Origin of the sequence: Fibrobacter sp. (assembly GCA_017503015.1) — a bacterium.
GTDB lineage: Bacteria > Fibrobacterota > Fibrobacteria > Fibrobacterales > Fibrobacteraceae > Fibrobacter.
Window position 1 is genome coordinate 13,614 of sequence record JAFVTX010000038.1, and the last position, 23,580, is coordinate 37,193.

The 23,580-nt window shown below is 53.5% G+C and carries 20 protein-coding genes; 14 read left to right on the top strand and 6 right to left on the bottom strand.

The features are described from left to right. Positions 1-19 precede the first annotated feature (19 nt). Positions 20-448 (bottom strand): hypothetical protein, encoded by a 429-nt coding sequence (locus tag IKB43_06945; GenBank protein MBR2469871.1) that lies wholly within the window; start codon positions 446-448, stop codon positions 20-22. 491 nt (positions 449-939) lie between these two features. On the opposite strand from IKB43_06945, the gene rpsO reads away from it, so the two are divergent. The 4 genes from rpsO to nadE all read left to right on the top strand — a co-directional run bounded on the left by rpsO (position 940) and on the right by nadE (position 7,067). Beyond that, positions 940-1,212 (top strand): 30S ribosomal protein S15, encoded by a 273-nt coding sequence (gene rpsO, locus IKB43_06950; GenBank protein ID MBR2469872.1) that lies wholly within the window; start codon positions 940-942, stop codon positions 1,210-1,212. 21 nt (positions 1,213-1,233) lie between these two features. Then, the gene (pnp, locus tag IKB43_06955; protein MBR2469873.1) at positions 1,234-3,486 is read left to right on the top strand and encodes a polyribonucleotide nucleotidyltransferase; all 2,253 of its coding nucleotides are present in this window, start codon (positions 1,234-1,236) and stop codon (positions 3,484-3,486) included. Positions 3,487-3,796: 310 nt separating this feature from the next. Continuing rightward, the gene (locus IKB43_06960) at positions 3,797-5,488 is read left to right on the top strand and encodes an HD domain-containing protein (protein MBR2469874.1); all 1,692 of its coding nucleotides are present in this window, start codon (positions 3,797-3,799) and stop codon (positions 5,486-5,488) included. A gap of 34 nt (positions 5,489-5,522) precedes the next feature. Further along, positions 5,523-7,067 (top strand): NAD(+) synthase, encoded by a 1,545-nt coding sequence (nadE, locus tag IKB43_06965; protein ID MBR2469875.1) that lies wholly within the window; start codon positions 5,523-5,525, stop codon positions 7,065-7,067. Between the two features lie 131 nt (positions 7,068-7,198). On the opposite strand, the gene IKB43_06970 is transcribed toward nadE, so the two are convergent. Both IKB43_06970 and IKB43_06975 read right to left on the bottom strand, forming a co-directional pair. Beyond that, on the bottom strand, positions 7,199-7,801 hold the full coding sequence (locus tag IKB43_06970; GenBank protein ID MBR2469876.1) for a peptidylprolyl isomerase: 603 nt from the start codon (positions 7,799-7,801) through the stop codon (positions 7,199-7,201). Between the two features lie 47 nt (positions 7,802-7,848). Beyond that, complete coding sequence (locus IKB43_06975) at positions 7,849-10,323, bottom strand: U32 family peptidase (protein ID MBR2469877.1); 2,475 nt, start codon at positions 10,321-10,323, stop codon at positions 7,849-7,851. Positions 10,324-10,370: 47 nt separating this feature from the next. On the opposite strand from IKB43_06975, the gene IKB43_06980 reads away from it, so the two are divergent. From IKB43_06980 to IKB43_07015, 8 genes are all read left to right on the top strand, one after another. Further along, positions 10,371-12,368, top strand: a complete 1,998-nt coding sequence (locus IKB43_06980) for a tetratricopeptide repeat protein (protein ID MBR2469878.1) — start codon at positions 10,371-10,373, stop codon at positions 12,366-12,368. A gap of 161 nt (positions 12,369-12,529) precedes the next feature. Then, a complete protein-coding gene (ndk, locus tag IKB43_06985) occupies positions 12,530-12,982 on the top strand; it encodes a nucleoside-diphosphate kinase (protein MBR2469879.1) in 453 nt (150 codons plus the stop codon). Between the two features lie 36 nt (positions 12,983-13,018). Continuing rightward, positions 13,019-13,864, top strand: coding sequence for a succinate dehydrogenase cytochrome b subunit (locus IKB43_06990; GenBank protein MBR2469880.1), 846 nt, complete (start codon positions 13,019-13,021; stop codon positions 13,862-13,864). Positions 13,865-13,881: 17 nt separating this feature from the next. Continuing rightward, positions 13,882-15,795 (top strand): fumarate reductase/succinate dehydrogenase flavoprotein subunit, encoded by a 1,914-nt coding sequence (locus IKB43_06995; protein MBR2469881.1) that lies wholly within the window; start codon positions 13,882-13,884, stop codon positions 15,793-15,795. 8 nt (positions 15,796-15,803) lie between these two features. Further along, entirely contained in the window at positions 15,804-16,571 is a 768-nt protein-coding gene (locus tag IKB43_07000; protein ID MBR2469882.1) for a succinate dehydrogenase/fumarate reductase iron-sulfur subunit, read from the top strand. 286 nt (positions 16,572-16,857) lie between these two features. Beyond that, positions 16,858-17,649 carry an amino acid ABC transporter substrate-binding protein gene (locus IKB43_07005; protein MBR2469883.1) on the top strand — a complete coding sequence of 264 codons (792 nt, stop codon included), beginning with the start codon at positions 16,858-16,860 and terminating at the stop codon, positions 17,647-17,649. Further along, on the top strand, positions 17,649-18,308 hold the full coding sequence (locus IKB43_07010; protein MBR2469884.1) for an amino acid ABC transporter permease: 660 nt from the start codon (positions 17,649-17,651) through the stop codon (positions 18,306-18,308). Before IKB43_07005 ends, IKB43_07010 begins: the two co-directional genes overlap by 1 nt. A gap of 8 nt (positions 18,309-18,316) precedes the next feature. Further along, positions 18,317-19,111 (top strand): amino acid ABC transporter ATP-binding protein, encoded by a 795-nt coding sequence (locus tag IKB43_07015; GenBank protein MBR2469885.1) that lies wholly within the window; start codon positions 18,317-18,319, stop codon positions 19,109-19,111. Between the two features lie 55 nt (positions 19,112-19,166). Here the strand turns inward: IKB43_07015 and IKB43_07020 are convergent, their stop codons facing one another. Continuing rightward, on the bottom strand, positions 19,167-20,138 hold the full coding sequence (locus IKB43_07020) for a KamA family radical SAM protein (GenBank protein ID MBR2469886.1): 972 nt from the start codon (positions 20,136-20,138) through the stop codon (positions 19,167-19,169). Positions 20,139-20,178: 40 nt separating this feature from the next. Here IKB43_07020 and efp point away from each other — a divergent pair, with 40 nt between their 5' ends. Next, positions 20,179-20,763 (top strand): elongation factor P, encoded by a 585-nt coding sequence (gene efp, locus IKB43_07025; GenBank protein MBR2469887.1) that lies wholly within the window; start codon positions 20,179-20,181, stop codon positions 20,761-20,763. A 120-nt stretch (positions 20,764-20,883) separates the two neighbouring features. Here efp and IKB43_07030 read toward each other — a convergent pair whose 3' ends face one another. Together IKB43_07030 and IKB43_07035 are read right to left on the bottom strand one after the other, a co-directional pair. Further along, positions 20,884-21,870 (bottom strand): hypothetical protein, encoded by a 987-nt coding sequence (locus IKB43_07030; protein ID MBR2469888.1) that lies wholly within the window; start codon positions 21,868-21,870, stop codon positions 20,884-20,886. 111 nt (positions 21,871-21,981) lie between these two features. Continuing rightward, entirely contained in the window at positions 21,982-22,401 is a 420-nt protein-coding gene (locus tag IKB43_07035; GenBank protein MBR2469889.1) for a hypothetical protein, read from the bottom strand. 121 nt (positions 22,402-22,522) lie between these two features. Here IKB43_07035 and thiL point away from each other — a divergent pair, with 121 nt between their 5' ends. After that, positions 22,523-23,500 (top strand): thiamine-phosphate kinase, encoded by a 978-nt coding sequence (thiL, locus tag IKB43_07040; protein ID MBR2469890.1) that lies wholly within the window; start codon positions 22,523-22,525, stop codon positions 23,498-23,500. Positions 23,501-23,580 lie beyond the last annotated feature (80 nt).

The window sequence follows — 23,580 nt, forward strand, 5'->3', positions numbered from 1 at the left end:
AAAAACGCATAAGAGACCTTTAACTATTCTTTTCGATTAGTTTGTAATCGGCCAATTCGCTGCATTCTTTTGTGGGCGGTGTGTTGAACAGTAAAAATCCTTCAGGCTGCTTTGTCAGATAAATGGCGGTAACTCCGCTACCGACATCTATGGTGTATGGGTTTGCCTGTAACCATTGATCATTGCAGAAAAATTCAATTTGAAGTTCGTATTCGGAATCTAGCCTGTTTCCAGCGAGTGTTGTTTTTAGGTCCTTTGTTCCAATCTGTTGTAATACAGTGTCTTTGTCGTGAATAACGGTTATTTTTAGAGAATCGGCGATAGGTGGATGTTCCGTGTGGATGCCGACATGGACTTCATCGTAGTCTGCGTCGGGAAAGCGGTCGCATTGGCAAAAGAGCAGAGGCAATGCCAAGATGAGTATTTTGGCGATGGTGGAAGATTTCATATCGGTAATATACATTATTAGGAATTTTGTTGTATGGGCCGCCATGACATTGACGGGGTGTTAGGGGCGGAGCCCCTAGGAGAGGGGGTAGGCGAAATATAGACGAGAGATCGCTGCGCTGGTAGACGAGAGACGAAAGATAATCTTAGCCGCGTTTTTCTCTCGTCTTTCGTCTGTAGGCACGTAGTGCCGTTCTTTCGTCTAATATGGAGCCGAGGGGGAGGCTTCCCCCTTTGTAAGGAGAGGAGATCCCCGCCTTCGCGGGGATGACAAGAGTGTGGCGGGCCTCGCAATGTCAAATTAGGGCGAAATTCCCGCTATTCTAGTAACTAGTAACCAGTAACTAGTAACTTTTTTTCCTATCTTTCCCCCCAAGTTGCATTTTTGCCTTGGTCCTGCGTCCAGATTCGCCAATTCCACTGGGCCTAAAGCAGGGAAACTCGGGCATAAACATGTAATTAGTTAAACAATCAAAAAAAGGAATGGCTATAATGGCTACTATCACTAAGGAAAAAGCTGCAGAGCTCACCGCCAAGTTCGGCGCCAACGAAAAGGATACCGGAAACGTCCGCGTGCAGGTCGCTATCCTCACCGAAAAGATCAAGAACCTGACCGAGCACATCAAGACCCACAAGAAGGACTTCCACTCCCTGCGCGGGCTCTCCATGATGGTCGCAAAGCGCAAGAACCTCCTCAAGTACTACGGCGAAAAGGACATTGTCGCCGCTCGTGCTCTCATCAAGGAACTCGGTCTCCGCGGCTAATCTGCGGACTGGAGATAATCTATGTCTATTGATGCATATCATCAAAAGTACGGCAAGATGCTGGACCCCAAGGAAGTGTCCGTGACACTCCCCGACGGTCGCGTCATTACGTTTGAAACGGGCCGTATTGCAAAGCAGGCACGTGGTGCTGCCGTCGCCAAGATGGGCGACGCCTTCGTGCTTTCTACCGTTTGCTACGGCGAAGAGAAGGAAGGCGATTTCTTCCCCCTCACCGTCGAATACCGCGAAAAGGCCTACGCTGCCGGTCGCCTGCCGGGCGGCTACAACAAGCGCGAAGCCGGTCGACCCTCCGACGAGGAAACTCTTTCCGCCCGTATCATCGACCGCCCGATTCGCCCGATGTTCCCCGAGAACTTCACCCGCGAAGTCCAGGTAATCGTGCAGGTTCTTTCTGCTGACCGCAAGTTTGCACCGGATGTGCTGGGCGTGTCCGCAGCATCCCTCTCCATCGGTCTTTCCGAACTGCCCTTCGAACAGCAGGTTGCCGCCGTACGCGTGGCCGTTGTCGATGGCCAGAACATCGTGATGCCCACCTACGAACAGATGGCCTGCGCCGATCTGGACCTGGTGGTCGCCGGTACCGAAGATTCTGTCTGCATGGTGGAAGGCGGTGCCTACGAAGTGTCCGAAGACACGATGATCAACGCAATTCTCGCCGGTCACGAAGCCATCAAGCTCATGTGCAAGGCCCAACAGGAACTGGTGGACCGCTGCGCTAAGCCGAAGATGGAACTCAAGCCCCAGCACGTTGGCGAAGCCCACGAAAAGCTTCTCGCCACGGTGAAGGAAGTCGTGTGGGACGAACTGAACAAGGACGTCCACTCCAACATGGTGAAGACCGACTTCTATCCGGCTATGGCAGACCTCTGTGCGAAGATGCTCGAAGACGAACGCATTCTCGCCATCATCGGCAAGGACGAAGAACAGGATCCTGCTCTCGTTGCAGACGCGAAGGCAATCTTCAGCGACTACGAACGCACAGCCATGCGCGAAATGATCCTGAACGAAGACGTGCGCCTCGACGGCCGTACGACGACCGAAGTCCGCCCGATCGAAATCGAACTCGGCGTTCTCCCGAGCGCTCACGGTTCTGCGATCTTCCAGCGTGGCGAAACCCAGGGTCTCGTGGTCTGCACGCTGGGCTCCAAGGCCGACGAACAGCGCTACGAAAGCCTGCAGGGCGAAGGCTCCAAGAGCTACATGCTGCATTACAACTTCCCGCCGTACTGCGTGGGTGAATGCAAGCGCCTCGGCATGAGCCGTCGTGAAATCGGTCACGGCCACCTGGCCGAACGCTCTCTCGCTGCCGTTCTTCCGCTGCCGGAAGACTTCCCGTACACCATCCGCGTGGTTTCCGAAATTCAGGAATCCAACGGTTCTTCTTCCATGGCCTCTGTTTGCGGTGGCTGCCTCAGCTTGATGGACGCTGGCGTTCCTATCAAGGCTCCGGTCGCAGGTGTCGCCATGGGCCTCATCTCCGAAAAGGGTTCCGTGAAGGAAGGCGGCAAGATCAAGATCCTGACCGACATCACCGGTACGGAAGACCACCTCGGCGATATGGACTTCAAGGTGACGGGTACTGCCGAAGGTATCACTGCCTTCCAGATGGATATCAAGATCCGCGGCATTACTCCGGAACTCATGCGCGAAGCCCTGGAGCAGGCTCGCCAAGGCCGTCTGCACATTCTCGGCAAGATGGCAGAACTCGGCCTCGCCGCTCCGCGCCCGCACGTCTCCGAGAAGGCTCCGACCATGATCAAGATGCGCATCCCGACGAACAAGATCCGCGACGTCATCGGTTCCGGTGGTTCCGTGATCAAGGGCATGCAGTCTCAGACGGGTTGCACCATCAACATCGACGACGATGGCAACATCGACATTGCCGCCCCGAGTGGCAAGGCCGCTGCAGTCTGCCGCCGCATGATTGAAGAACTCACTGCCGAACCCGAACCGGGCCGCAAGTACAAGGGCAAGGTCAAGACGATTCAGCCCTTTGGCGCATTCGTCGAAATCCTGCCTGGTCGCGACGGTCTTGTGCACATCTCCGAACTTGCCGACCACCGCGTCGATAAGGTCGAAGACGTTGTTCACGTGGGTGACGAAGTCGAAGTGCTCTGCCTCGGTGTTGACCCGAAGGGCAAGGTGAAGCTTTCCATGAAGGCGCTCCTCCCTCCGAAGGCTGCCCCGGCTGAAGCTCCGGCCGCAGAAGCACCTGCTGCAGAAGCCGCTCCGGAAGCTCCGGCTGAAGGCTAAGCAGACAAATTAACGCTTTGGCTTAGATAAATTAAGCATCCCGCCCAATTGAGGACGGGATGTTTTTTTGCACCGAAGATGCCCACGCGAAAATACGCAAGCCAACATTTCTGTCGAGAGCAAAGCGTATTTGAGCGTGTCGGGAGGGTCTTAGGGAGGGCTTGTGCCCTCCCTATTCATTAAAGCGACGTGATAATTCCGTAACAATAAAAACAGATTCCGCGCGAATAATTCCAAAATAATTTGTTCAAACCGAAAAATTCAATATATATTTAATGTTGGAAGCTTGAACGAATAGGGGTGTTTGGCAATGCTCGTTGCTTATTTTGCAACTCTCTGCGTTATCGCAGCGATTAACATGATACTCCAGTATCGTGTTAATTCCAAGCAGAATGGACACTACTCCCTGCTGTTTTTCTCCGTATTCATTTCGTGCTTGGGCCACCTGATGCTGGCCCTGTCCTCTGGCCGGGACGAGGCAGTCCTTGCGAACAAGGTGATATACGCGGGGACCATCTTTTTGCCGCTTTTCACCTTCGATGCGAGCCTGTCCGTTTGCAAGATTCGCATACCCGCCTTGGCTCACGACCTGTTCATGCTGGTGGTGTTTGTCATTTTCGGCATGTCATTGACGGTAGGTTTCAACGATTTTTACTACAAGTCTATCGAATATATCCAGATTGAAGGTGCTGGTAACTATACCGCCGTGTACGGGGTTGGGCACGCCATTTTCAACTGTCTCATGGTTGGCTATGTGGTCTGCAATGTGACACTGATTGTCTATGCCTTCATGAAAAAGAAGAACGTGTCATTTAATAGCCTTATCGCCCTTTCGCTGATCGAAATCGTTTCCATTTTGTCGTTTTTTACGTCACGGTTCTTTGAATATGACACCCTGATTATGCCTGCAGTTTACGTGTTCGCCCAGTTTGCGCTGCTCTACATTTGTTACCGGGTCAAGCGTTACGACGTGGAACAGTTTATTTCCCAGGTGCTGGAAGGCAGGAATACGGACAGCTTTGTTTTGGTTACTTCGAAATACAATTACCTGGGCTGCAACGAGGTGGCTTTCGAGACATTCCCGAACCTGAAAAAATGCAGGATCGATTACAGGTTTCCCAATAATTCCAGGTTGAACCGGCTGCTTATTGTGTGGATTAAGGAAATGTCAAAGGGCATATTTGTCACTGAGAAAAAGTTCAAGAAGGCGGACAAGTTCTACAAAATCAGGTACGCCGAACTCCCTCTTTCTAGGCGAGAAAAGGCGTTCATGTTCAAGATAGAAGACGAGACCGCCATCCACAACTACATCAATATGCTGGGTGCCGACAATGTGCGCCTGGAGCAGATGCTCAAGGACAACGATTCCCAGATTCACACCCTTCAGGAACAGATGCTGGTTGGCATGGCCCACATGGTAGAAAACCGTGACAGCAATACGGGAAGCCATATCAAGCGTTCTAGCAACGTGGTCTCGATTCTTGTGGATTACCTGCGTAACAAGGATAGCCGCAGTCTTCCGGATTTCTTCTACGACACCTTGATTACGGCGGCTCCCATGCACGATATCGGCAAGATTGCCGTGGATGACCGTATCTTGCGGAAACCCGGTCGTTTTACTCCGGAGGAATACGAAGAGATGAAGAGTCACTCCGAGAAGGGCGCCATGATTGTCGAAAACCTGCTGACTTCGGTGGAGACTCCTGAATTCGTGAAAATCGTGTGCAACGTGACCCGCTACCACCATGAACGTTACGATGGGGGCGGCTATCCGAACAAGCTGAAAGGGGAGGATATTCCTTACGAGGCCCGCATTATGGCGGTGGCCGACGTGTACGACGCCCTGGTGAGCCAGCGTTGCTACAAGGAGGCCATGTCCTTCGACAAGGCCTATTCCATTGTCGTGGAAGGAATGGGCTCCCAGTTCGACCCTTCGCTCAAGGAGTGCTTCGAGGCCTGCCGTGCCAAGCTGGAGGCCTACTACCGCGGGCTGAAGGAATAAAAACCTATATTTTCTGCAAAAAAACGGAGCTTATATGAAAATCTTTATGGCTCAGCTTTTTGTGCAGGCTGGAAAACCCGAAGAAAATTTTGAGACAATAAGGGTCGCCGTGGAAAGAGGCAAGGCGGTCGGTGCCGACCTGGTGCTTTTGCCCCAGAACGCTATCGAAGGTTCTACCATGCTGGGCTCCCTGGGGGACGAAGTCGAGTTTCTCCAAAAATGTGGGGGCTTCAGGGACAAGGTGGCGGAACTTTCCCAAGGAATCGAAATCCTGCTGGGCGGGAGCGACATGCTTTCCGAAGGTGGAATGTTTTTTAGTAACGGTAAGCCTGCCAAGTGGGGCTACGATTTCGAGGTTCTTTCTGGACTTTCCACCTTTACGGAAGGCAAGAACCTGGTTGTCCGCAACGCCTGTGTGGGCCATGCAAAAAAATTGCAGTGGCCGATTTTCTACCTGGATTTGGTAGGTACCGAAAACAGCGGCAAGAACATTTACGCCATGGACGGCGGCAGCGGCATTTGGGACAAAAGCGGAAACCAGGTGTTTGCCATGCCCCGGTTTGAATCGTCGGAATGCCTGGTAGAGGTGGGTGAGGACGGTTCTGTTTCTGGATTCCCACAGAATACCGTTGTGGAGCCTGACCGTATTGCCCTTATCCACGATGCCTTGGTATTCATGATTCGGGAGAACCTGAAAAAGTTCCATATTCCCCGCATGGTCATCGGGGCTAGCGGCGGTATCGACAGTGCCGTGTCGGCGGCCCTCTATGCGGAGGCCATCGGTGCAAAGAACGTTTACCTGATCAACATGCCCACCCGTTTCAATTCGGCCACCACCCGGAATGCGGCGGCAGACCTGGCGAAGAATCTGGGCAGCCCCTACATGGTGGCGCCTATTTCTGCCATCGTGGAGTCCGTTTGCAACAGCTTGGGACAGTGCAAGTTCGAAGGGGACGATACGCCCATAAAGGTAGAAGGCATCAACCACGAGAACCTGCAGGCCAGAACCCGCTCGGCATCGGTGCTGTTGACGGTGGCCTCTGTGCTTGGAGCGGGCATTACCTGCAACGGCAACAAGAGCGAGGCTACCGCTGGTTACTGCACCCTGTACGGGGACAGTTGCGGTGTCATGTGCGCTTTGGGCGACCTGTGGAAAACGGACGTGTATGCTCTGGCCCGTTACATCAACCGCGACAAGGAAATTATCCCCCAGGCCTCTATAGACGTGCCTGCCAGCGCAGAACTCAGCGACGCTATGAACGTGGACGAAGGAAAGGGCGACCCCATCAAGTACCCGTATCACGACAAGCTTTTTGCCGAATGGGTGGAATGGGGGAGCAGTCTGGAAAGCACGGAAGCCCGCCTGGCGGCAGGCTTTGAAAGCTACTGCAAGGATTTGGGCGTGGATCTGGAGTATTTCAAGTCCCTGTTCAAGACTCCCGAAGAGGCTTTGCAGGACATGCGGGCCTGGCACAGGCGTTTCCGTGGGATTGCCCTGGCCAAGCGAATCCAGTTCCCGCCAATACTTTCTGTTTCGGGTCACGCCTTCGGCGCGGAATACCCGGAATCGCAGGTGTAGATTAGGATCTAGGGGCTAGGATTTAGGGGCTAGGGGCGAGAACTGACGGAGACAAGAAATTAATGTGAAATGTGTGATGTGAAATGATAAGTTAAGAATAATTCATTCCACACTTCACATTCCACATCGCCTCACACCCCGTGGTGCTTGTCGTGGTTAGGGCAGCCGCAACCGCCCTGTCCGTCGCAGTTTTCCTTGTGACCTTCGCCACCGCATTCGCACTCGTGGCCTTCTTCGCCGCACTTGCAGTCCCCTTCGCCCTTGCCGCCACAGCAGCAGTGGCCCTTGGGGTTCAGCTCCTCTTCGGTGGCCTCGCGTACAGAAACAACTTCGATGGCGAAGTTCAGGTTCTTGCCCGCCAGTTCGTGGTTGGCGTCGATGACCGCCTTGTCTGCTGAAACGGACTTGACCCGAATGGGCATGGGGCCCATGGGCGTCTGGGCGTAGAAAATCATGCCGGGTTCTACCTTTTCTACCCCCTGGAACACGTTCAGCGGGACCTCTTGGGCGAGGGTTTCGTCGTATTCGCCGTAGCCTTCGGCGGGGATGACCTTCACGTCGAACTTGTCGCCAACGTCATGGCCCACCATGGCCTTTTCAAGACCGACCACGATCATGTGGGCGCCCTGGATGTACTGGAGCGGTTCGCGACCTTCGGAAGAGTCAATGACTGCTCCTTCGTCGGAGGTGAGGGTGTAGTGCATCTGGACCACGGTCTTGTCGGCGATTTTCATGTTTTATCCTTGTGTGATGGGGTAAAAAGTAGGCGAAATATAGAAAATTACGCTTTCTTGCGGTCGTGCCAGACGCTTTCATTGAATAGCTGGCCTTCGGATAGACCGTATTTTTCTTCGACTCCTGCCATACGGGTGGCTTCATCGATGGAAATCCTTCCGCGAATGGCCTGGGTGTAGATGGAAACCTTGCGCCGCACCGTTTCGGCGTCTTCTTGCAGCATTTCGAGACGGAAATGGCTTACGGCGTTTTTTTGCAAATCCGGCAACAGTTTCAGCGCCGATTGGGGCTTGCCAACGAACAACGTGTTTCGGCATTCGGCGTCACTTTGCAGAAAATGCCGCTCTCCCTTGTGGTCCAGAATTTCCACCTTGTGCTGGGTGCAAATCTTGCCGCATTCGGGGAACCGCCTGCCGGTAGTGAGGGCACGGGCGAACGCGCAGTATTCGGAATGGAACGCGGGCATGTACTGGTGGAGCGTGAGTTCCAGGCGGCTTCCGTCAATGCTGTTCAGAAGGTCAAAAAGTTGGGTGCTGTTCAGGTCCCAGGAGGGGTGAAGCGTTTGCAACCCCTGCGAGAGCAACCAGTCGTAGCTCAGGCTGTTGGCGGCGTTCAGGCTGTAATCACCGGCGAGCGGGATGCCGCTTTCGCGTAATATGGCCAGTGCACCGAGGTTTCGCACCAGCGCAAAGTCGGGGCAAAGTCGCAGGATGTTCTTGAGGTAGTGGCTTTCGCCGGGCTTGTGGATGCGGAGGGTGGCCATGCCTGCCTTGAAACCGAGTTCACGAATTTGTTCTAGGGGCTTGTCGTATTTGACGCCCCAGTCAAAGTCCATGATGATGCTCTCTATATCAAGGCCTTCAAGGGCGGCAATTTGTTCAGGACGGCGGACAAGGACCGAGATGAGGGGTCGTGCGGCGTTTCCACCCTCAACCTTCATGCCAAACTTCACACTGTTGAGAAGTGCCCGTCCCGCAGTGGCGCTCGGATTCAGTTCGTGCCATTCGCAGCGTTTGTTGTCGAGCTGTTCTATGGCCTTCTGGCGGAGTGTCCGCAGGAGTTTTCCCGGAATGAAGGCTCCGCCCTCGATGTCGACTTTGAGTTTCCCGAGGCGGTAGGCAGTTCCACTTAGTGCCGAAAGTTCCTTTTGGGCAAGTTCGCGAAGTCCATTGGCGGCGTCGGCGTCCTTGTTTCGTGATGCCTCCAGAACGGTTTCGCTTTCGGCTATCGCTTTGTTCTGGAATCCATCGCTTACCTCCAGGTGAAGCTTTTTCCCGATGTCACCCGAAAGGACCATGTCGACGGGGATTCTTTTCATGAATTCCCTGTCGGTAAAGGTCTTGCGCAGTTCCCGTTCCAGGGCGGGAGAGTCGTTGCGGTAACATTTCATTCCCGCAGTGACTTTGCGGGTGTCGAAATCCTTGCCGAATGTCAGGGTAAGCGTTTTTCCCTGCACCTTGATACCGTAGAGCCTCGAACCTATGCTGATATCCCTTTGCGGATCTTCAAAGAGTATTCCGTCGCCAGGGCGGGGGAGACCAGCGTTGTTTTCAATGTCAATCTGCCCGCACCCCACCTTCATAACCGTTCCGAGGAACATTCCGTGGTGGTTGCTGAAGGTGCCGTCTACAAGTTCCTGGTGGTTGTCGCCGTCGAGCCAGCCTGTCCTAAGCCCGCGGCTGAAGAGCACTTCCAGGGGCTCGGTGTCTATGTCTTGCAGGGGCTGGCTGTCAAGAGCCTTGCGGTAGGTTCTTGAAACCGCTGCCACGTATTCAGGACTTTTAAGGCGACCTTCAACCTTGAGTGAATCCACGCCGATTTCTTCAAGGTCGTTCAGTTTCGGGAGAGCACACAGGTCGTGAGGGCTGAACAGGTATTTGGCGTCGGTATCCCGATATTCCTTTCCGTCCACGAAAATGCGGTAAGGAAGCCTGCAGCTCTGGGCGCATTGTCCCCGGTTGGCGCTCCGGCCTCCGAAGTTTTCGCTGGTGAGGCACTGGCCTGAGTAACTCACGCACAGAGCCCCGTGGATAAAAACCTCCAGTTCCAAATCTGTGGCGGATTTTATGGAGGCAATTTCTTTTAGGGAAAGTTCCCGTGCCAGGACGGCGCGGTTGAATCCCAATTGTGCCGCCAGGTTCACCGACTCTGCACTGGATAGGGTCATCTGGGTGCTGGCGTGAATTTCTTGGCTTGGAGCGATGGCCCGGATTAGCCTTGCTAGTCCAATGTCCTGGATGATGAAGGCATCGGGTTTTAAAGATATGAGCTTTTCCAAAAAATCGGGGAGTTCTTGGAGTTCTCGTTCAAAGACCAGTACATTCATGGCCAGGAATGTACGCACGCCCCGCTTGCGGGCGTACAGGATCATGTCTTCTACATTTTCAAATGTAAAATCTTCGGTACGGCCTCGGGCGTTCCAGTGGGGCACTCCAAAATACACCGCATCGGCACCGTTGTTGACCGCGGCGATGAGCATTTCTCGTGTCCCTACGGGGAGTAGCAGTTCCGGTTTTTTCACGATAAAAAAATAGTTTTTTTCTTATATTTGCAGGACAGAGGTTATTTATGAAGTTTTTTTATTCCCTGGTTCTCCTTGCCCTGTGTTTTTTTCTGACGAGTTGCAATGGTGTCGGAAGCAAAGATACCGTCGTGGCAAGAATAGGCAATGAAACGCTTTATGCTGAGGATTTGGATTTCTTGACCCTGCAAAATCCTGGTGAGTCAAACTCCGAAAGGTACAAGCTTGCGACAGAAAATCTCATGTTCTCTTTGGCTAAGGTTTCTAAGGCGACTGGCGAATCTAGATCCTATGACTCCGCATGGAAAGTTTATGAACCGATTGTTAGGAATCGCTTGCTTACAATTGTCTATACACGGTATCACTTGATGAACCGATTTGGATATACCGATGAAGATTTGAAAAAGTATTTTGACGAGCATCGCCGTGAATTCGATAGTACGGCGACGTATATGACTGTTCGTGAAGAAGTTGCCGGACGATACTACCTGTCACAGAATCAGGATTCCCTGAAGTCTTATATTCAGCAGACCTTGTCTGAAAAAAAAGACCCCGCCAAAGCAGATTTTTCTAAAGAAGATGATATCAAAGAACTGGAGCGGTCCTTTATCAAGTTACATAAGCAGGCGATGTCGCAAAAGGTAAAAGAAATGATGTCTGATTTGGGAACGGTTGTCGTTGAAAAACCTGTTCCCAAAGATCTCCATAAGTTCTATGAAGATAACAAGGACAAGTTTATGACGGATCCAGGTTATGAAGTTTATCATGTGGCCATGAAGGATTCCGTAGTGCTAGCAAAGACTATGGCAAATGTCAAGGATTTGGAATCTTTCAAGGCTGTGGCAGCGACCATTAGTGAAAAAGAAGAAACTTCGGACAGCATGGGCTATGTAGGCCGAATCAAGAAAAATCATGCGTTGCCCTATGGAATTGGGTTGATGCCTGCCTTATGGCCCGAATTGGAAAAAAAGGTGGCTGGATATATATCCACTGTGATTCGGTCTATGTCTGATTCGCTCTATCACAGTTTCTATGTACAGGCAGTCATTCCGTCGGAACCCAAGTCGTTTGATCGTGTAGAAAAACAATTGGAAAATATGTATGCCGAAGATGTGGCAAGCCTTGATTCGGCAACGGTCTTGATTTCTGATAATGGAAAGATTGTTTATACAAAGGCCGACTTGCTAAAAATCTTCGAAGCAGAACCGGGGATTCCCTACAATAAGGATACCCATTACAATATAGTCAAGATGCTTGCTCAGGCTTATGCCGTTGGAGAAAAAGCTAGACAGGAAAAGATTGATGCTTCTTGGGAGTTCAGGGCGCTTGTGCGGGGAGCCCGTATGGAATTTATAACAGCTCGTTATGATAGAAACCTGCAAATGAAGAAACCCGTGGATTCTCAGATTGTAAGCAATCTCAAGAAGTACGAATATCTCTTGAATAAAGAAACGAAGTATAAAGGCCGTTCTTATGAAGAGGCGGAAATCTTGGTCGAAAATAATTTGAAAGGTATCGCCATGATGAACGAAGATATTATCGTCAATATGGAAATCTGGAATAAAACGAATGTATTTTTCTATGATCAATCCAAGGCGATTTTTGTTCCGGTTACTACAGCAGATGGGCTCATGGCTTTGGGAGATTCTGCTGCCCAAAACCAGAATTTCGATACTGCAATTGCGGCCTACCAGAAAGTGATAGATTTGTTTGCTTATCGGGATACGCTTTTCCGTACGGCGGCCTATAATTTAGCCCAGACTTACTCCGATGCCCAAAAGTATGAGCGCTCGGCGTCGGCCTTTGAAGCATTCTTGCAGGTGTGGCCAGATGCTCCCGAAACGGAAAAGGCCATGTTCAGTTTGGGCTTTGTTTTGAACGAAAACTTGAAGCAGAATGACCGTGCCCTGGAGGTCTTGGAGGACTTCCAGAAGCGCTTCCCCAAGAGCGAACTGAAGGAATCCGTCGATTGGCTGGTGGAAAACATCAAAAGTGACGGAAAACTGGCCGAAGACCTGATGAAGAAGATTGAGGCTGAAGAGTGAGCCTGCGGCTCAGTTAGTAGTTCTAAGTTCTGAGTTACTAGTGTTTAGGAATCATGCAACCCCGAATTTCTAGTAACTAGCCCATAGGGCGTAACTAGTAACTAATAACTTTTCCCACTAATAACTATATTTCCCACATCTTAAACTAAAAGGTACCTACTATGGAAATGACATTTGCAATGATCAAGCCCAATGCCGTCAAGTCCGGCCTTATCGGGCGCATTATCGACCGTTACATCGCTGCAGGCCTCTCCGTCTGCGCCGTGAAGATGCACCAGATGACCTCTGCCGACGCTCGCGGCTTCTATGCCGAACACGTTGAGAAGCCGTTCTTCCCGGAACTTGAAGCCTACATGACCAAGGGACCCTCCGTGATGCTCGCCCTGGGTGGTGAAAATGCCATTGCCAAGGTTCGCGCCATCAACGGTGCCACCAATCCGGCCAAGGCGGAACCCGGTACCCTCCGCTACGAATTTGCCCCTTCCATGACCGAAAACGTGGTCCACAGCTCCGACAGTCCTGAATCCGCCAAGCGCGAACTCGACTTCTGGTTCAAGGAAGACGAACGCTACGCTTACGAAATGCTTTTCCCCAAGGCCTGCTGCGTTCTTTAAGTTTCAAAATAAACCCCCTCAAGGAGACACAACTCAATGCAATGGATCATCAAGTATCTTACCTCGTCCATTGGTAAGAAGCAGATCATGGGATGCACGGGTGCCTTTTTGGCCCTGTTCATCTTTGGCCACATGTGTGGCAACTTCCAGCTCTTGAACTTTGACCAGGCTTCGGCCCAGGCGTCCTATAACGCCTACACCGAGTTCCTGACCGGGTTCAATCCGCTCCACTTTCCCATCAAGATGATTTACCTCGTCGAACTGGTGCTGGTGGCTGCCTTCGCCCTCCATATCTTCCTTGCCATCAAGCTGAAGATCGAAAACAAGAAGGCCCGCGGCGGTATCGACTACGAACTCAACGTCCGCAAGGGCAAGAAGACCTTCGCCACCTTCACCATGATCTGGTCCGGTCTCTTCATTCTCGGTTTCCTCGTGCAGCACCTCATGATGCTCAAGTTCGGCGAACACTACCTGTACATGAACGACAAGGGAGAAATCGTCCGCGACATGTGGCTCACCACTATCCAGATGCTGGGTAATCCGGCCTGGGCAGCCTTCTACGTGATCAGCATGTTCGTCATCGGCATGCACCTGTTCCACGCTATTTCTTCTGCCTTCCAGACCATGGGCATTGCCCACCAGAAGTGGACTCCGGTCATTGATCTGGCCGGCATCCTTTACAGCATCGTGGTGGCTCTTGGTTTTGCCGTCACTGCCGCCGGTGCTTTCTACCTGGCCAATCAGCCCGAGACCCAGGCCCTGATCGAAAAGTCCCGCAGCCTCCAGCCGCAGTACGAACAGCAGCTCAAGGCCAAGGAAGCCGCCAAGACTTCTTACGTGGTTCCTTCTGTTGGCACCGTCGAAGTTTCTTTTAACGCTTAATTTTAAGGAGCCCACTAATGATTCTTGATTCTAAAATCCCCGGTGGTTCCATCGAAGAAAAGTGGACCAAGCACAAGTTCGAACTCAAGCTGGTGAACCCCGCCAACAAGCGTAAGTTCACGGTGATCGTGGTTGGTACTGGCCTTGCCGGTGCATCCGCTGCGGCATCCCTTGCCGAACTTGGTTACAATGTCAAGTCTTTCTGCATCCAGGATAGCCCCCGTCGCGCACACTCCATTGCCGCCCAGGGTGGTATCAACGCTGCCAAGAACTACAAGAACGACGGCGACTCCGTTTACCGCCTGTTCTACGATACCGTGAAGGGCGGTGACTTCCGCGCTCGCGAAGCCAACGTGCACCGCTTGGCTGAAAACTCTAACCTCATCATCGACCAGTGCGTCGCCCAGGGTGTTCCCTTCGGTCGTGAATACGGTGGCCTCCTCGACAACCGCTCTTTCGGTGGTACGCAGGTTTCCCGTACGTTCTACGCCCGCGGTCAGACGGGTCAGCAGCTCTTGCTCGGTGCCTACCAGGCTCTCATGCGCCAGGTTGCCGCCGGTAAGGTGAAGATGTTCCCCCGCCGCGAAATGATGGACCTCGTCGTGATCGACGGCAAGGCTCGCGGTATCATCGTCCGTAACCTCATCACTGGCGAACTCGAAAGCCACGTGGGTGACGCTGTCTGCCTTTGCACCGGCGGTTACGGTAACGTCTACTACCTTTCTACAAACGCCCAGGGTTCTAACGTGACGGCCGCTTTCCGTGCCTACAAGCGCGGCGCCCTGTTCGCTAACCCCTGCTACACGCAGATTCACCCGACTTGCATTCCTCGCCACGGCGACCTGCAGTCGAAGCTCACTCTGATGAGTGAATCTCTCCGTAACGACGGTCGTATCTGGGTTCCGCGCAAGGCGGGCGACACTCGCAGCCCGGACCAGATCCCCGAAGAAGACCGTTACTACTACCTCGAAGAAAAGTACCCGAGCTTCGGTAACCTGGTGCCCCGTGACGTGGCATCCCGTAACGCCAAGCAGGTCTGCGATGCAGGCCTCGGCGTGGGTAACACCAAGCAGGCCGTGTACCTCGACTTCGCCGACGCTATCCAGCGCATGGGCGTTGCAGGCGTTTCTGCCAAGTACGGCAACCTCTTCCAGATGTACGAAAAGATTACCGACGAAGACCCGTACAAGGTCCCGATGCGTATCTTCCCGGCCATCCACTATACCATGGGCGGCCTCTGGGTGGACTACGATCTGATGTCCACGATTCCGGGCTGCTTCGTTCTCGGTGAAGCCAACTTCTCCGACCACGGTGCAAACCGCCTCGGCGCTTCTGCTCTTATGCAGGGCCTCTCCGACGGTTACTTCGTCATTCCGTTCACCATCGGCGGCTACTTCGCGGGCACCAAGCTCGAGAAGGTTTCCGAATCCGATGCCGCGTTCGAAGACTGCAAGAAGCAGACCGAAGAACGCATCCACAAGCTCCTCTCCATCAAGGGTCACCGCACTGTTAACGATATCCATCGTGAACTCGGTAACATCATGTGGGAATACGTGGGCATGGCCCGTAACGAAGCCGGCCTCAAGACCGCCCTCGAGAAGATTCCGGCCCTCCGTGCCGAATTCTGGGAAAACGTCAACGTGCTCGGTTCCGAAGGTTCCTTCAACCAGAACCTCGAACGTGCCGGCCGCGTGGCTGATTTCCTCGAATTCGCCGAAGTCCTCACTCTCGACGCCCTGCACCGCAAGGAATCTTGCGGCGGCCACTTCCGCGAAGAAAGCCAGACTCCGGAAGGCGAAGCCAAGCGCGACGACGAGAACTTCTGCTACGTGGGTGCCTGGGAGTACAAGGGCGACGGTGTCGCACCGGAACTTTCCAAGGAACCTCTTACCTTTGATAACGTCCACCTCGCTACTAGGAGCTACAAATAATGAGCGGACTGAATTTGACTTTGAAGATTTGGCGTCAGAAGGATGCCAAGACCAAGGGACAGTTCGAAACTGTCAAGATCAACGATGTTTCTCCGGACATGTCCTTCCTGGAAATGCTCGACATCGTGAACGAAGAACAGATGAAGCAGGGCAAGGAAGGCTTTGCTTTCGACCACGACTGCCGCGAAGGTATCTGTGGCATGTGCTCTCTCGTCATCAACGGTATGCCGCACGGTCCTGACCATGCGACTACCACTTGCCAGCTTCACATGCGCAAGTTCAAGGATGGCGATACCATCGTAATCGAACCGTGGCGCGCTGCCGCATTCCCGGTTATCCGTGACTGCGCCGTGGATCGTACCGCTTTCGACCGCATCATCCAGGCTGGCGGCTTTGTTTCTGTGAACACCGGTGCCGCTCCTGAAGCTTCCACGATTCCGGTTCCCAAGGCTGATGCCGACCGTGCCTTCGACGCTGCCGCCTGTATCGGTTGCGGTGCCTGCGTGGCCGCCTGTAAGAACGCTTCTGCAATGTTGTTCGTATCTGCCAAGGTCTCTCACCTCAGCTTCTTGCCGCAAGGCAAGGTTGAAGCGAAGAAGCGCGTCTTGGCCATGGTCGCCCAGATGGACAAGGAAGGCTTCGGCAACTGCACGAACCTTTACGAATGCCAGGCCGCATGCCCGAAGGGTATCACCGTGGATTACATCGCCAAGATGAACCGCGAATACCTCGGCGCAACCGTGACCTACGCCGAAAAGGTGTACGGGAAGGACTAGCAAGCCGAGCGTCGCGAGCAAGCTCGCTTGCTCATGACCGAGGCGCCGCGAGTCTTGCGGCAAGTTGCGTAGCAACTTGGCGAACGACTAATAGGTATGAGGTGTGAGGTCGGTCGCTTCGCTCCCTTTGAGGTGTGGGGCCGGCCTTTCAGGCCTTTGAACATGTCATCCTGAGCGGAGAGGCGTAGCCTCGGAGTCGAAGGATCCAGACCAGCATTAAAAAGGGACCGCAGCGATGCGGCCCTTTTTCTATATTTCGCTTGTAAATCAAAAAGAGGACTTCAAGATGAAAAAGATTTTTGCGATGTTTGCGGCGTTTGCGTGTGCCGCGGTTCTTTCTGCCTGTAATGACCAGAAGGCGGAATCCAAGGCTCAGGCCGATGAATCCCTGAACAAGGTGAAGGCGGCGGGCGAGTTCGTGCTCGGTCTCGACGATTCCTTCCCGCCGATGGGTTTCCGCGACAAGGACAACAACATCGTGGGTTTCGATATCGATCTCGCTACTGAAGTTTGTGCGCGCCTGGGCGTGAAGCTCAAGACGCAGCCGATTTCCTGGGATGCGAAGGAACAGGAACTGAACACCGGCAAGATTGACTGCATCTGGAACGGCATGAGCGTGGACAGCGCCCGTGCGAAGGCGATGAACCTGAGCGACCCGTATCTCAAGAACCGCATGATTTTCACGGTGAAGGACAAGGCTCTTGCAAGTCTCGCGGCCCTCGCCGGCAAGAAGATTGCCGTGCAGAACGGCTCTACCGCCCAGAAGCTTTTGGATGCTTCCGAAGCGGGCAAGGCCGCCAAGGAAATCGTCCCGTTTGACGACAACCAGACGGCGCTCATGGATTTGGACAAGGGCGGTGTTGACGCCGTGTTCCTGGACGAAATCGTGGCCAAGTACTGGATTGTGACGAACGCGAAGGACTACACGGTGCTCGAGGAAGGCCTTTCCGACGAAGTCTACGCCGTGGGTTTCCGCAAAAAAGACCAGGCCCTGCGTGATGCCGTGAATTCCACCCTGGCTGCCATGAAGGTTGACGGCAAGTTCGACGAAATCTCTGCCAAGTGGTTTGGCAAGTAATGTCGGAACTATCAACGCTTTTGCCTATCCTTTGGGGCGGCTTCTGCACGACGCTCGCCATTTTCGGGCTTACGCTCCTGTTCTCGATTCCGCTGGGTCTGCTTGTTGCGGTCCTCAAGATGAGCAAGTGGCGCGTGGTGCGCTACCCGGTTTCGTTCTACATCTCGGTGATGCGCGGCACTCCCTTGCTGCTCCAGATTGTGGCGATTTATTTTGGCTCCTACTACCTGAGCGAATATGCGGGCGTGGATTTTTCGTTTGATCGCTTCCCGGCGGTAATTGTGGCATTCTCGATAAACTATGCGGCGTATTTTGCCGAGATTTTCCGCGGGGGCATTCAGTCTATACCCAAGGGGCAGTACGAGGCGGCCTACATGCTGGGTATGACCCGCACGCAGACGTTCTTCCGCATTATTCTCCCGCAGGTGGTAAAGCGCGTGGTACCCGCCAGCGCTAACGAAGTCATCACCCTGGTGAAGGACACTTCCCTTGCGCAGGTGATTGCGGTGACGGAACTTTTTGCGTTGGCCAAGAAACAGCAGGCCGCCTACGCGAGCATTTACCCGCTGTTCGTGGCGGGTGTATTCTACTATGTGGCGAACCTTTTGCTGAGCGTGATTTTTGCCTACGTGGAACGCAAGCTCAATTACTATAAGTGAGGCGTGGAATGGAAAACGTGAATGAATCTGCGCCGATCCTCAAGGTTGAACATGTCAAGAAGTCCTTTGGTGACTTGCATGTGCTCAAGGATATCTCGTTTGACCTGAAGGCGGGCGAGGTGCTCTCGATTATCGGGCCCAGCGGCTCCGGCAAGAGTACGCTGTTGCGCTGCCTTACCCAGCTCGAAACGGTTGACGGCGGCCTGGTGCAGGTCGACGGCAAGGACATGGTGGTCCCTAACGCTTCGGCGAAGGGCCCGGCAGTCAAGTACGCTCCGGCGAAAACGCTGCGCGATATCCGACTTTCTACGGGATTCGTGTTCCAGAACTTCAACTTGTTCCCGCACCTGACTGTGCTTCAGAACCTTTGCCTCGCTCCGGTGCGCGTGCTGGGGGACGAACGCAAGGATGCCCGCGCCATGGGCCGATTCTTGCTCAAGCGCATGGGCCTCGAGGGCAAGGAAAACGCTTACCCCTGCGAACTCAGCGGTGGTCAACAGCAGCGCGTGTCCATTGCCCGCGCCCTTGCGATGAACCCGAAGATTCTTTTCTTCGACGAGCCGACCAGTGCCTTGGACCCGGAACTCACCGGCGAAGTGCTCAAGATTATCAAGAAGCTTGCTGAAGACAAGATGACCATGGTCATTGTGACTCACGAGATGGCCTTTGCCCACGACGTGGCAGACAAGGTTGTCTTTATGGACGGCGGCGTCATCGTGGAACAGGGAACCCCCGACCACGTGTTCCGCGAATCGGGCAACGAGCGCCTGGCGCAGTTCCTGTCTAGGTTCACAAATACTTGATTTTTGATTCCGAGGCTGTTGTTTTACAAACTTCGGCGATGTAGGCTTCTTTATATTATATCGGGGTCTTGCTTTTTTCGCCGGCGATTTCCCGGACGAGTTTCGGCACCAGGTAGCCTGGCAGCTTGGTGCGGATTTCTGCAATCAGTTCGCGCGCCCGCTCATCGGAAACTTCAAAGTGGGCGACCCCGTTGGCGTGATCCAGCTGGTGCAGGTAGTAGGGGAGAACTCCCTGTTCAAAAAGTTTGCGACAGAGTGTTGTTAATTTGTCTGGACTATCGTTTATACCTTTCAAAAGAACGCTCTGGTTGAGTAGAGTCCAGCCGCAAATTTTGAGGTTGGCAAACAGGGCGGCTGATTCATCGTCCAGTTCGTCGGCATGGTTCACGTGTGACACAAGAACGCAGCTGAATCGGGAGGGCAGTTCCCGCAACAGTTCAAAATGCTGCATTACAAGGTCCGGACGCATTACGGGGAGTCTTGTGTGGATGCGAAGCGTTGTAACCGAGGGGTGGGCTGCGATGGATTCAATCAGGTCGCGGAAGGCTCCGGGCGAAAGCGTGAGGGGGTCGCCTCCGGAGAGGATGACCTCCCATACGTCGCTGTGGGTGTCGAGCCAGTTGCTGACTTCGCGAGCCACGTCGGGTCCATTCTGGAAGGGATAGTTCTTGCGGAAGCAGAAGCGGCAACGGACACCGCAGGTGGCGGTCGAGACAATCAGGGCTCGCCGGTCGTATTTTTGGATAACGCAGTCGGACTTGCCTGCGGGCAGGTCTCCTACCGGGTCGTCAACGAATCCGGGAACCTTTTCCCGTTCTACGGTAAGGGGCAGAACCTCGCGAAGGAGTGCTTCGGGGTGGCTAGACTTTTTTATCAAGTCGGCGAAATGCCTTGAACAAAGGAATGGAAATTTGGGCGAAAGGTCGAGTCCGTCTTTGCTTAACTTTGAGATGGTGCTTGAAAAATCACTTCCCAAATAGTCTAAAAAGTCTGAAATTTGTGTAAAAACAGTCCCTGGGTTTTCCATTATATGCTAAATTTAGCTTCAAAATCAACAAGAGGATAATATGGGTACTGTAAGCACCAACGAATTCCGCAAGAAACTTAAAATCATGGTTGATGATCAGCCGTACGAAATCATCGAAAACCAGTTCGTGAAACCGGGTAAGGGCCAGGCCTTCAACCGTGTTCGTATCAAGAACCTGGTGACTGGCCGCACTCTGGAACGCACCTGGAAGAGTGGCGATACGGTGGAAGAAGCCGACGTGACCTTCACTGAAATGACCTACCTCTACAATGACGGTTCTACTTGGTATTTCTTGAACAACGAATCCCAGGAAACTGAAGAAATTTCCAAGGAAGCTCTGAACGGCTGCGAAGTCTGGCTCCTGGACGGCGCTACCGTAGAAGTGACCTGGTGGAAGGACCCGAAGTCCGGCGCTACGCTTCCTATCGAAGTGATTCCGCCTACCTTCGTTGACTTGATGATTGTGGACGCTCCTCCGGCAGTGCAGGGCAACACCAGCGGCAACGTGATGCGTGAAGCCACCCTCGAAACCGGTGCCAAGGTGATGATTCCGCTGTTCATCGAAAACAATACCAAGATCCGCGTGGATACCCGCGACGGTTCTTACCTGGAACGCGCGAAGTAATTCTAAAAACAAGGCGCACCTTTGGTGCGCCCACGATAGAACCCGCCAACCGAAGATATTCGTAAACTCTGGGGCGGGTTCTTTCGTGTCGGGAGGGTTTTAGGGAGGGCTGTGCCCTCCCTAGTCGCTTATAGCTTTCCTAAACACCCGGGCGACTTCGTCCGGGTGTTCGCTTTTGAGCCAGCTGAGGGTCTCGGTACCGCGGTAGCTCCAGGCGAAGATGTTGTCGATGCCAGCCTTGCGGCTTTCGGCTACGGCGATGGCCAGGTCGTTTTCGCGGCCTGCTTCGATCTGGTAGGCCTTAATCCACATCTGCACGGCCTTGCCGTATTTGGCGGCCACGGTCACGAGCTTGCGGGCGGTCTCGGCGTACTTTTCCCGGACCCATTCTTCGGTGGCGCCCCGTTCCCAGTAGGGATCACTGGCGATTTCATCTACGCTGCCCATGGATGCCACGCGGCCCCAGTCGTCGAGGCCTGCTGGGAACCAGGGTGGCAACATGCACACGCAATTGCGCTTGCCGCGAGTGTGAACATCTTCCGTCATTTCTTTCAAAAAGTCGATAAGGCTGTCTTCGCGGAACTTCAACACGTCATCGGTGAGTTCGGCGGGCATTTCGTACCCGAAGCGAGCGCGGAAAAGCCCGCGGCACTTTTCACACCTGCAACTCCAGTTGCTAAGTCCGCCCTTCTCAAAGTAAAAATGGGGTTCGTCCCAAAAGACGGTGCTTACTTTGGTTGCACAGACGGACTCAATCCAGCGATGCATGTAGGACCGGAATTCCGGATGGTTGGGGCAGGCGGCCACCTTGGGCTTGCCGTCTAGCGCCACCTGGCACAAGTCGTGATTACGTGCGGTCAGTTCGGAATAGGCTTCTCCGCCGAATACGCGGCCCACCCCCCAGGGGTTCACGTAGACCGTTAGACCTAGCTCGGCGGTCCGGTCCACGATTTCAGCCATGGTACCGTAATAATACTGCTGGTCTTCTTCGCTCCAGGTGTGGAGCACGGCGTTGAAACCTGCCGCCTTGATGTCTTGCATGTCGGAAAGAGTATGCCTTGGCGTGCGCACGCCGAAATAACTGACGCCCTTAAATTTCAAACTCATATCGGAAAAATAGTTACTAGTTACTAGTTAGTAGTTACTAGTCTTCATGGCAAATGTCTCTAGTAACTAGTAACTTTTAACTCAGAACTATTAATTCGCTCGTAGGGCGAATTAACTATTTGCCCACTGCGGTGTGGGGGTCTTCCGTAGCACCTGGTCCAGGGTCTCCCGCCACTCGTCTTCGGTAAGTGGCCTGCGTATCCAGTACAACCCCTCATCTTCTTTTTCGATGGGCATGGCATCCGGGACAATTTCCACAATCCAGGATTCGGGAATGCTGTTGCGGAGCCTCTTGCTGAAGGCGATGTTCATGTCGGTGGGCCTGTCGGCGTGGTCGAAGATGATAAGCGCCGGGGAATCTCCCGTAATGAGCGCCGTCTCCAGGATGTTTGCCGCTTCTTCGATGGTGTTGCAGGTGTACATGGTGGAATCTTCGGCCATGTCGTTTTCCAGAAGCCAGCGGAGAGTCCACTGGCTCAGGCGGTCCAAGCTGCCCGGTGAAGAAGGGGCTATGAAGAATATGTGTCCCACGGCCTAAAGTATAGAAAGATTGAAACCCCTTTTTTAGGGTCAAAAAGGGCTGTTTTGGAGTGAAATCTATTATTTTTGAGATAGGAAAAACATATCAAACATTAATCAACAATTAACGCACATGTTTCCCGACCTTGGCGAATTCAGACTGATAGACGGCATCCTGGAAAAGTCGTTGCCCTTAAAAAAGGAGGCCCCCGAATTTCGGGATTGGCTCCCCGTAGGCGACGATGCCGCCGAGTTTGACGGCTGGCTTGCCACCAAGGATCTGTCCGTAGAAGGGACCCACTTCCGCCTGGACTGGTCCACGCCGGAACAGGCCGTGGAAAAGCACATCGTTTCCAACGTCTCGGACATTTCGGCCATGGGAGGCAGGCCACGGCTGGCCCTGTTCGGCCTGTGCGTCGGTAAAAACTGGAGCGAAGACACGGTGCGTCGGGTGTCTGCTGCGGTGGCGGAAGGATTTGCCAAAAGGAACATCGCCCTTATCGGGGGCGATACCGTTTCAGGTGAAGTGGGAATGTTTTCTACGACTCTCATAGGCGAACAGGTGGCGCCTACCCGCCTGCTCCGGAGTGGCGCTAGGGCTGGCGACAGACTGTTCGTTTCGGGAACTCTCGGGCGCTCTGCCGCAGGGCTCTGGCTGTTGCAGAACCGCCCCGCCGGTTTCGAGGAATTTCAGGACCTAATTCAGTACCACTTGAGCCCCTCCATCCGGGAGGACATCGGCGCACGTCTTGCCTCTACGGGCGTTTGCCACGGTGCTTTGGACATCAGTGACGGCCTTTCTTCGGAGCTGAACCATTTGGCCCTGTCATCTGCAGTTTCCTTGGAGGTGGAGGCCAATCGGATTCCCGTAGACCCTCGGGTTTCGGAAATGTGCAGCCGATATGGCCTAAATCCTATGGATTTTGTGATGGATGGCGGTGAAGAATACGTGCTTTTATTTACCGTTTCAGCCAAAAATGATATATTTTCAATAGAAGGTTTCCCCGACGGGGTATACGAGATTGGCTCGGTTCAAGAAGGTGCCGGTGTCTACATGCTCGAAGAAGGGAAAAAGAAGATTGTTAAAGCTCAGGCTTGGTCGCATTTATGATAAGTAACACAAAAATGAACTTGGGCCAATTGCTGATTCGTCAGGGTGTCCTGGACGAAGACCAGCTGGCTCACGCCACT

What these genes read in the sequence shown, in the direction of transcription:
- ndk (MBR2469879.1), top strand. Translation starts at nt 12,530, where the DNA reads ATGGAAATGACATTTGCAATGATCAAGCCCAATGCCGTCAAGTCCGGC.
- rpsO (MBR2469872.1), top strand. Translation starts at nt 940, where the DNA reads ATGGCTACTATCACTAAGGAAAAAGCTGCAGAGCTCACCGCCAAGTTC.
- IKB43_07015 (MBR2469885.1), top strand. Translation starts at nt 18,317, where the DNA reads ATGGAAAACGTGAATGAATCTGCGCCGATCCTCAAGGTTGAACATGTC.
- pnp (MBR2469873.1), top strand. Translation starts at nt 1,234, where the DNA reads ATGTCTATTGATGCATATCATCAAAAGTACGGCAAGATGCTGGACCCC.
- IKB43_06980 (MBR2469878.1), top strand. Translation starts at nt 10,371, where the DNA reads ATGAAGTTTTTTTATTCCCTGGTTCTCCTTGCCCTGTGTTTTTTTCTG.
- IKB43_07005 (MBR2469883.1), top strand. Translation starts at nt 16,858, where the DNA reads ATGAAAAAGATTTTTGCGATGTTTGCGGCGTTTGCGTGTGCCGCGGTT.
- IKB43_06960 (MBR2469874.1), top strand. Translation starts at nt 3,797, where the DNA reads ATGCTCGTTGCTTATTTTGCAACTCTCTGCGTTATCGCAGCGATTAAC.
- IKB43_06945 (MBR2469871.1), bottom strand. Translation starts at nt 448, where the DNA reads ATGAAATCTTCCACCATCGCCAAAATACTCATCTTGGCATTGCCTCTG.
- IKB43_06990 (MBR2469880.1), top strand. Translation starts at nt 13,019, where the DNA reads ATGCAATGGATCATCAAGTATCTTACCTCGTCCATTGGTAAGAAGCAG.
- IKB43_07020 (MBR2469886.1), bottom strand. Translation starts at nt 20,138, where the DNA reads ATGGAAAACCCAGGGACTGTTTTTACACAAATTTCAGACTTTTTAGAC.
- IKB43_06970 (MBR2469876.1), bottom strand. Translation starts at nt 7,801, where the DNA reads ATGAAAATCGCCGACAAGACCGTGGTCCAGATGCACTACACCCTCACC.
- IKB43_06995 (MBR2469881.1), top strand. Translation starts at nt 13,882, where the DNA reads ATGATTCTTGATTCTAAAATCCCCGGTGGTTCCATCGAAGAAAAGTGG.
- nadE (MBR2469875.1), top strand. Translation starts at nt 5,523, where the DNA reads ATGAAAATCTTTATGGCTCAGCTTTTTGTGCAGGCTGGAAAACCCGAA.
- IKB43_07010 (MBR2469884.1), top strand. Translation starts at nt 17,649, where the DNA reads ATGTCGGAACTATCAACGCTTTTGCCTATCCTTTGGGGCGGCTTCTGC.
- IKB43_07030 (MBR2469888.1), bottom strand. Translation starts at nt 21,870, where the DNA reads ATGAGTTTGAAATTTAAGGGCGTCAGTTATTTCGGCGTGCGCACGCCA.
- thiL (MBR2469890.1), top strand. Translation starts at nt 22,523, where the DNA reads ATGTTTCCCGACCTTGGCGAATTCAGACTGATAGACGGCATCCTGGAA.
- efp (MBR2469887.1), top strand. Translation starts at nt 20,179, where the DNA reads ATGGGTACTGTAAGCACCAACGAATTCCGCAAGAAACTTAAAATCATG.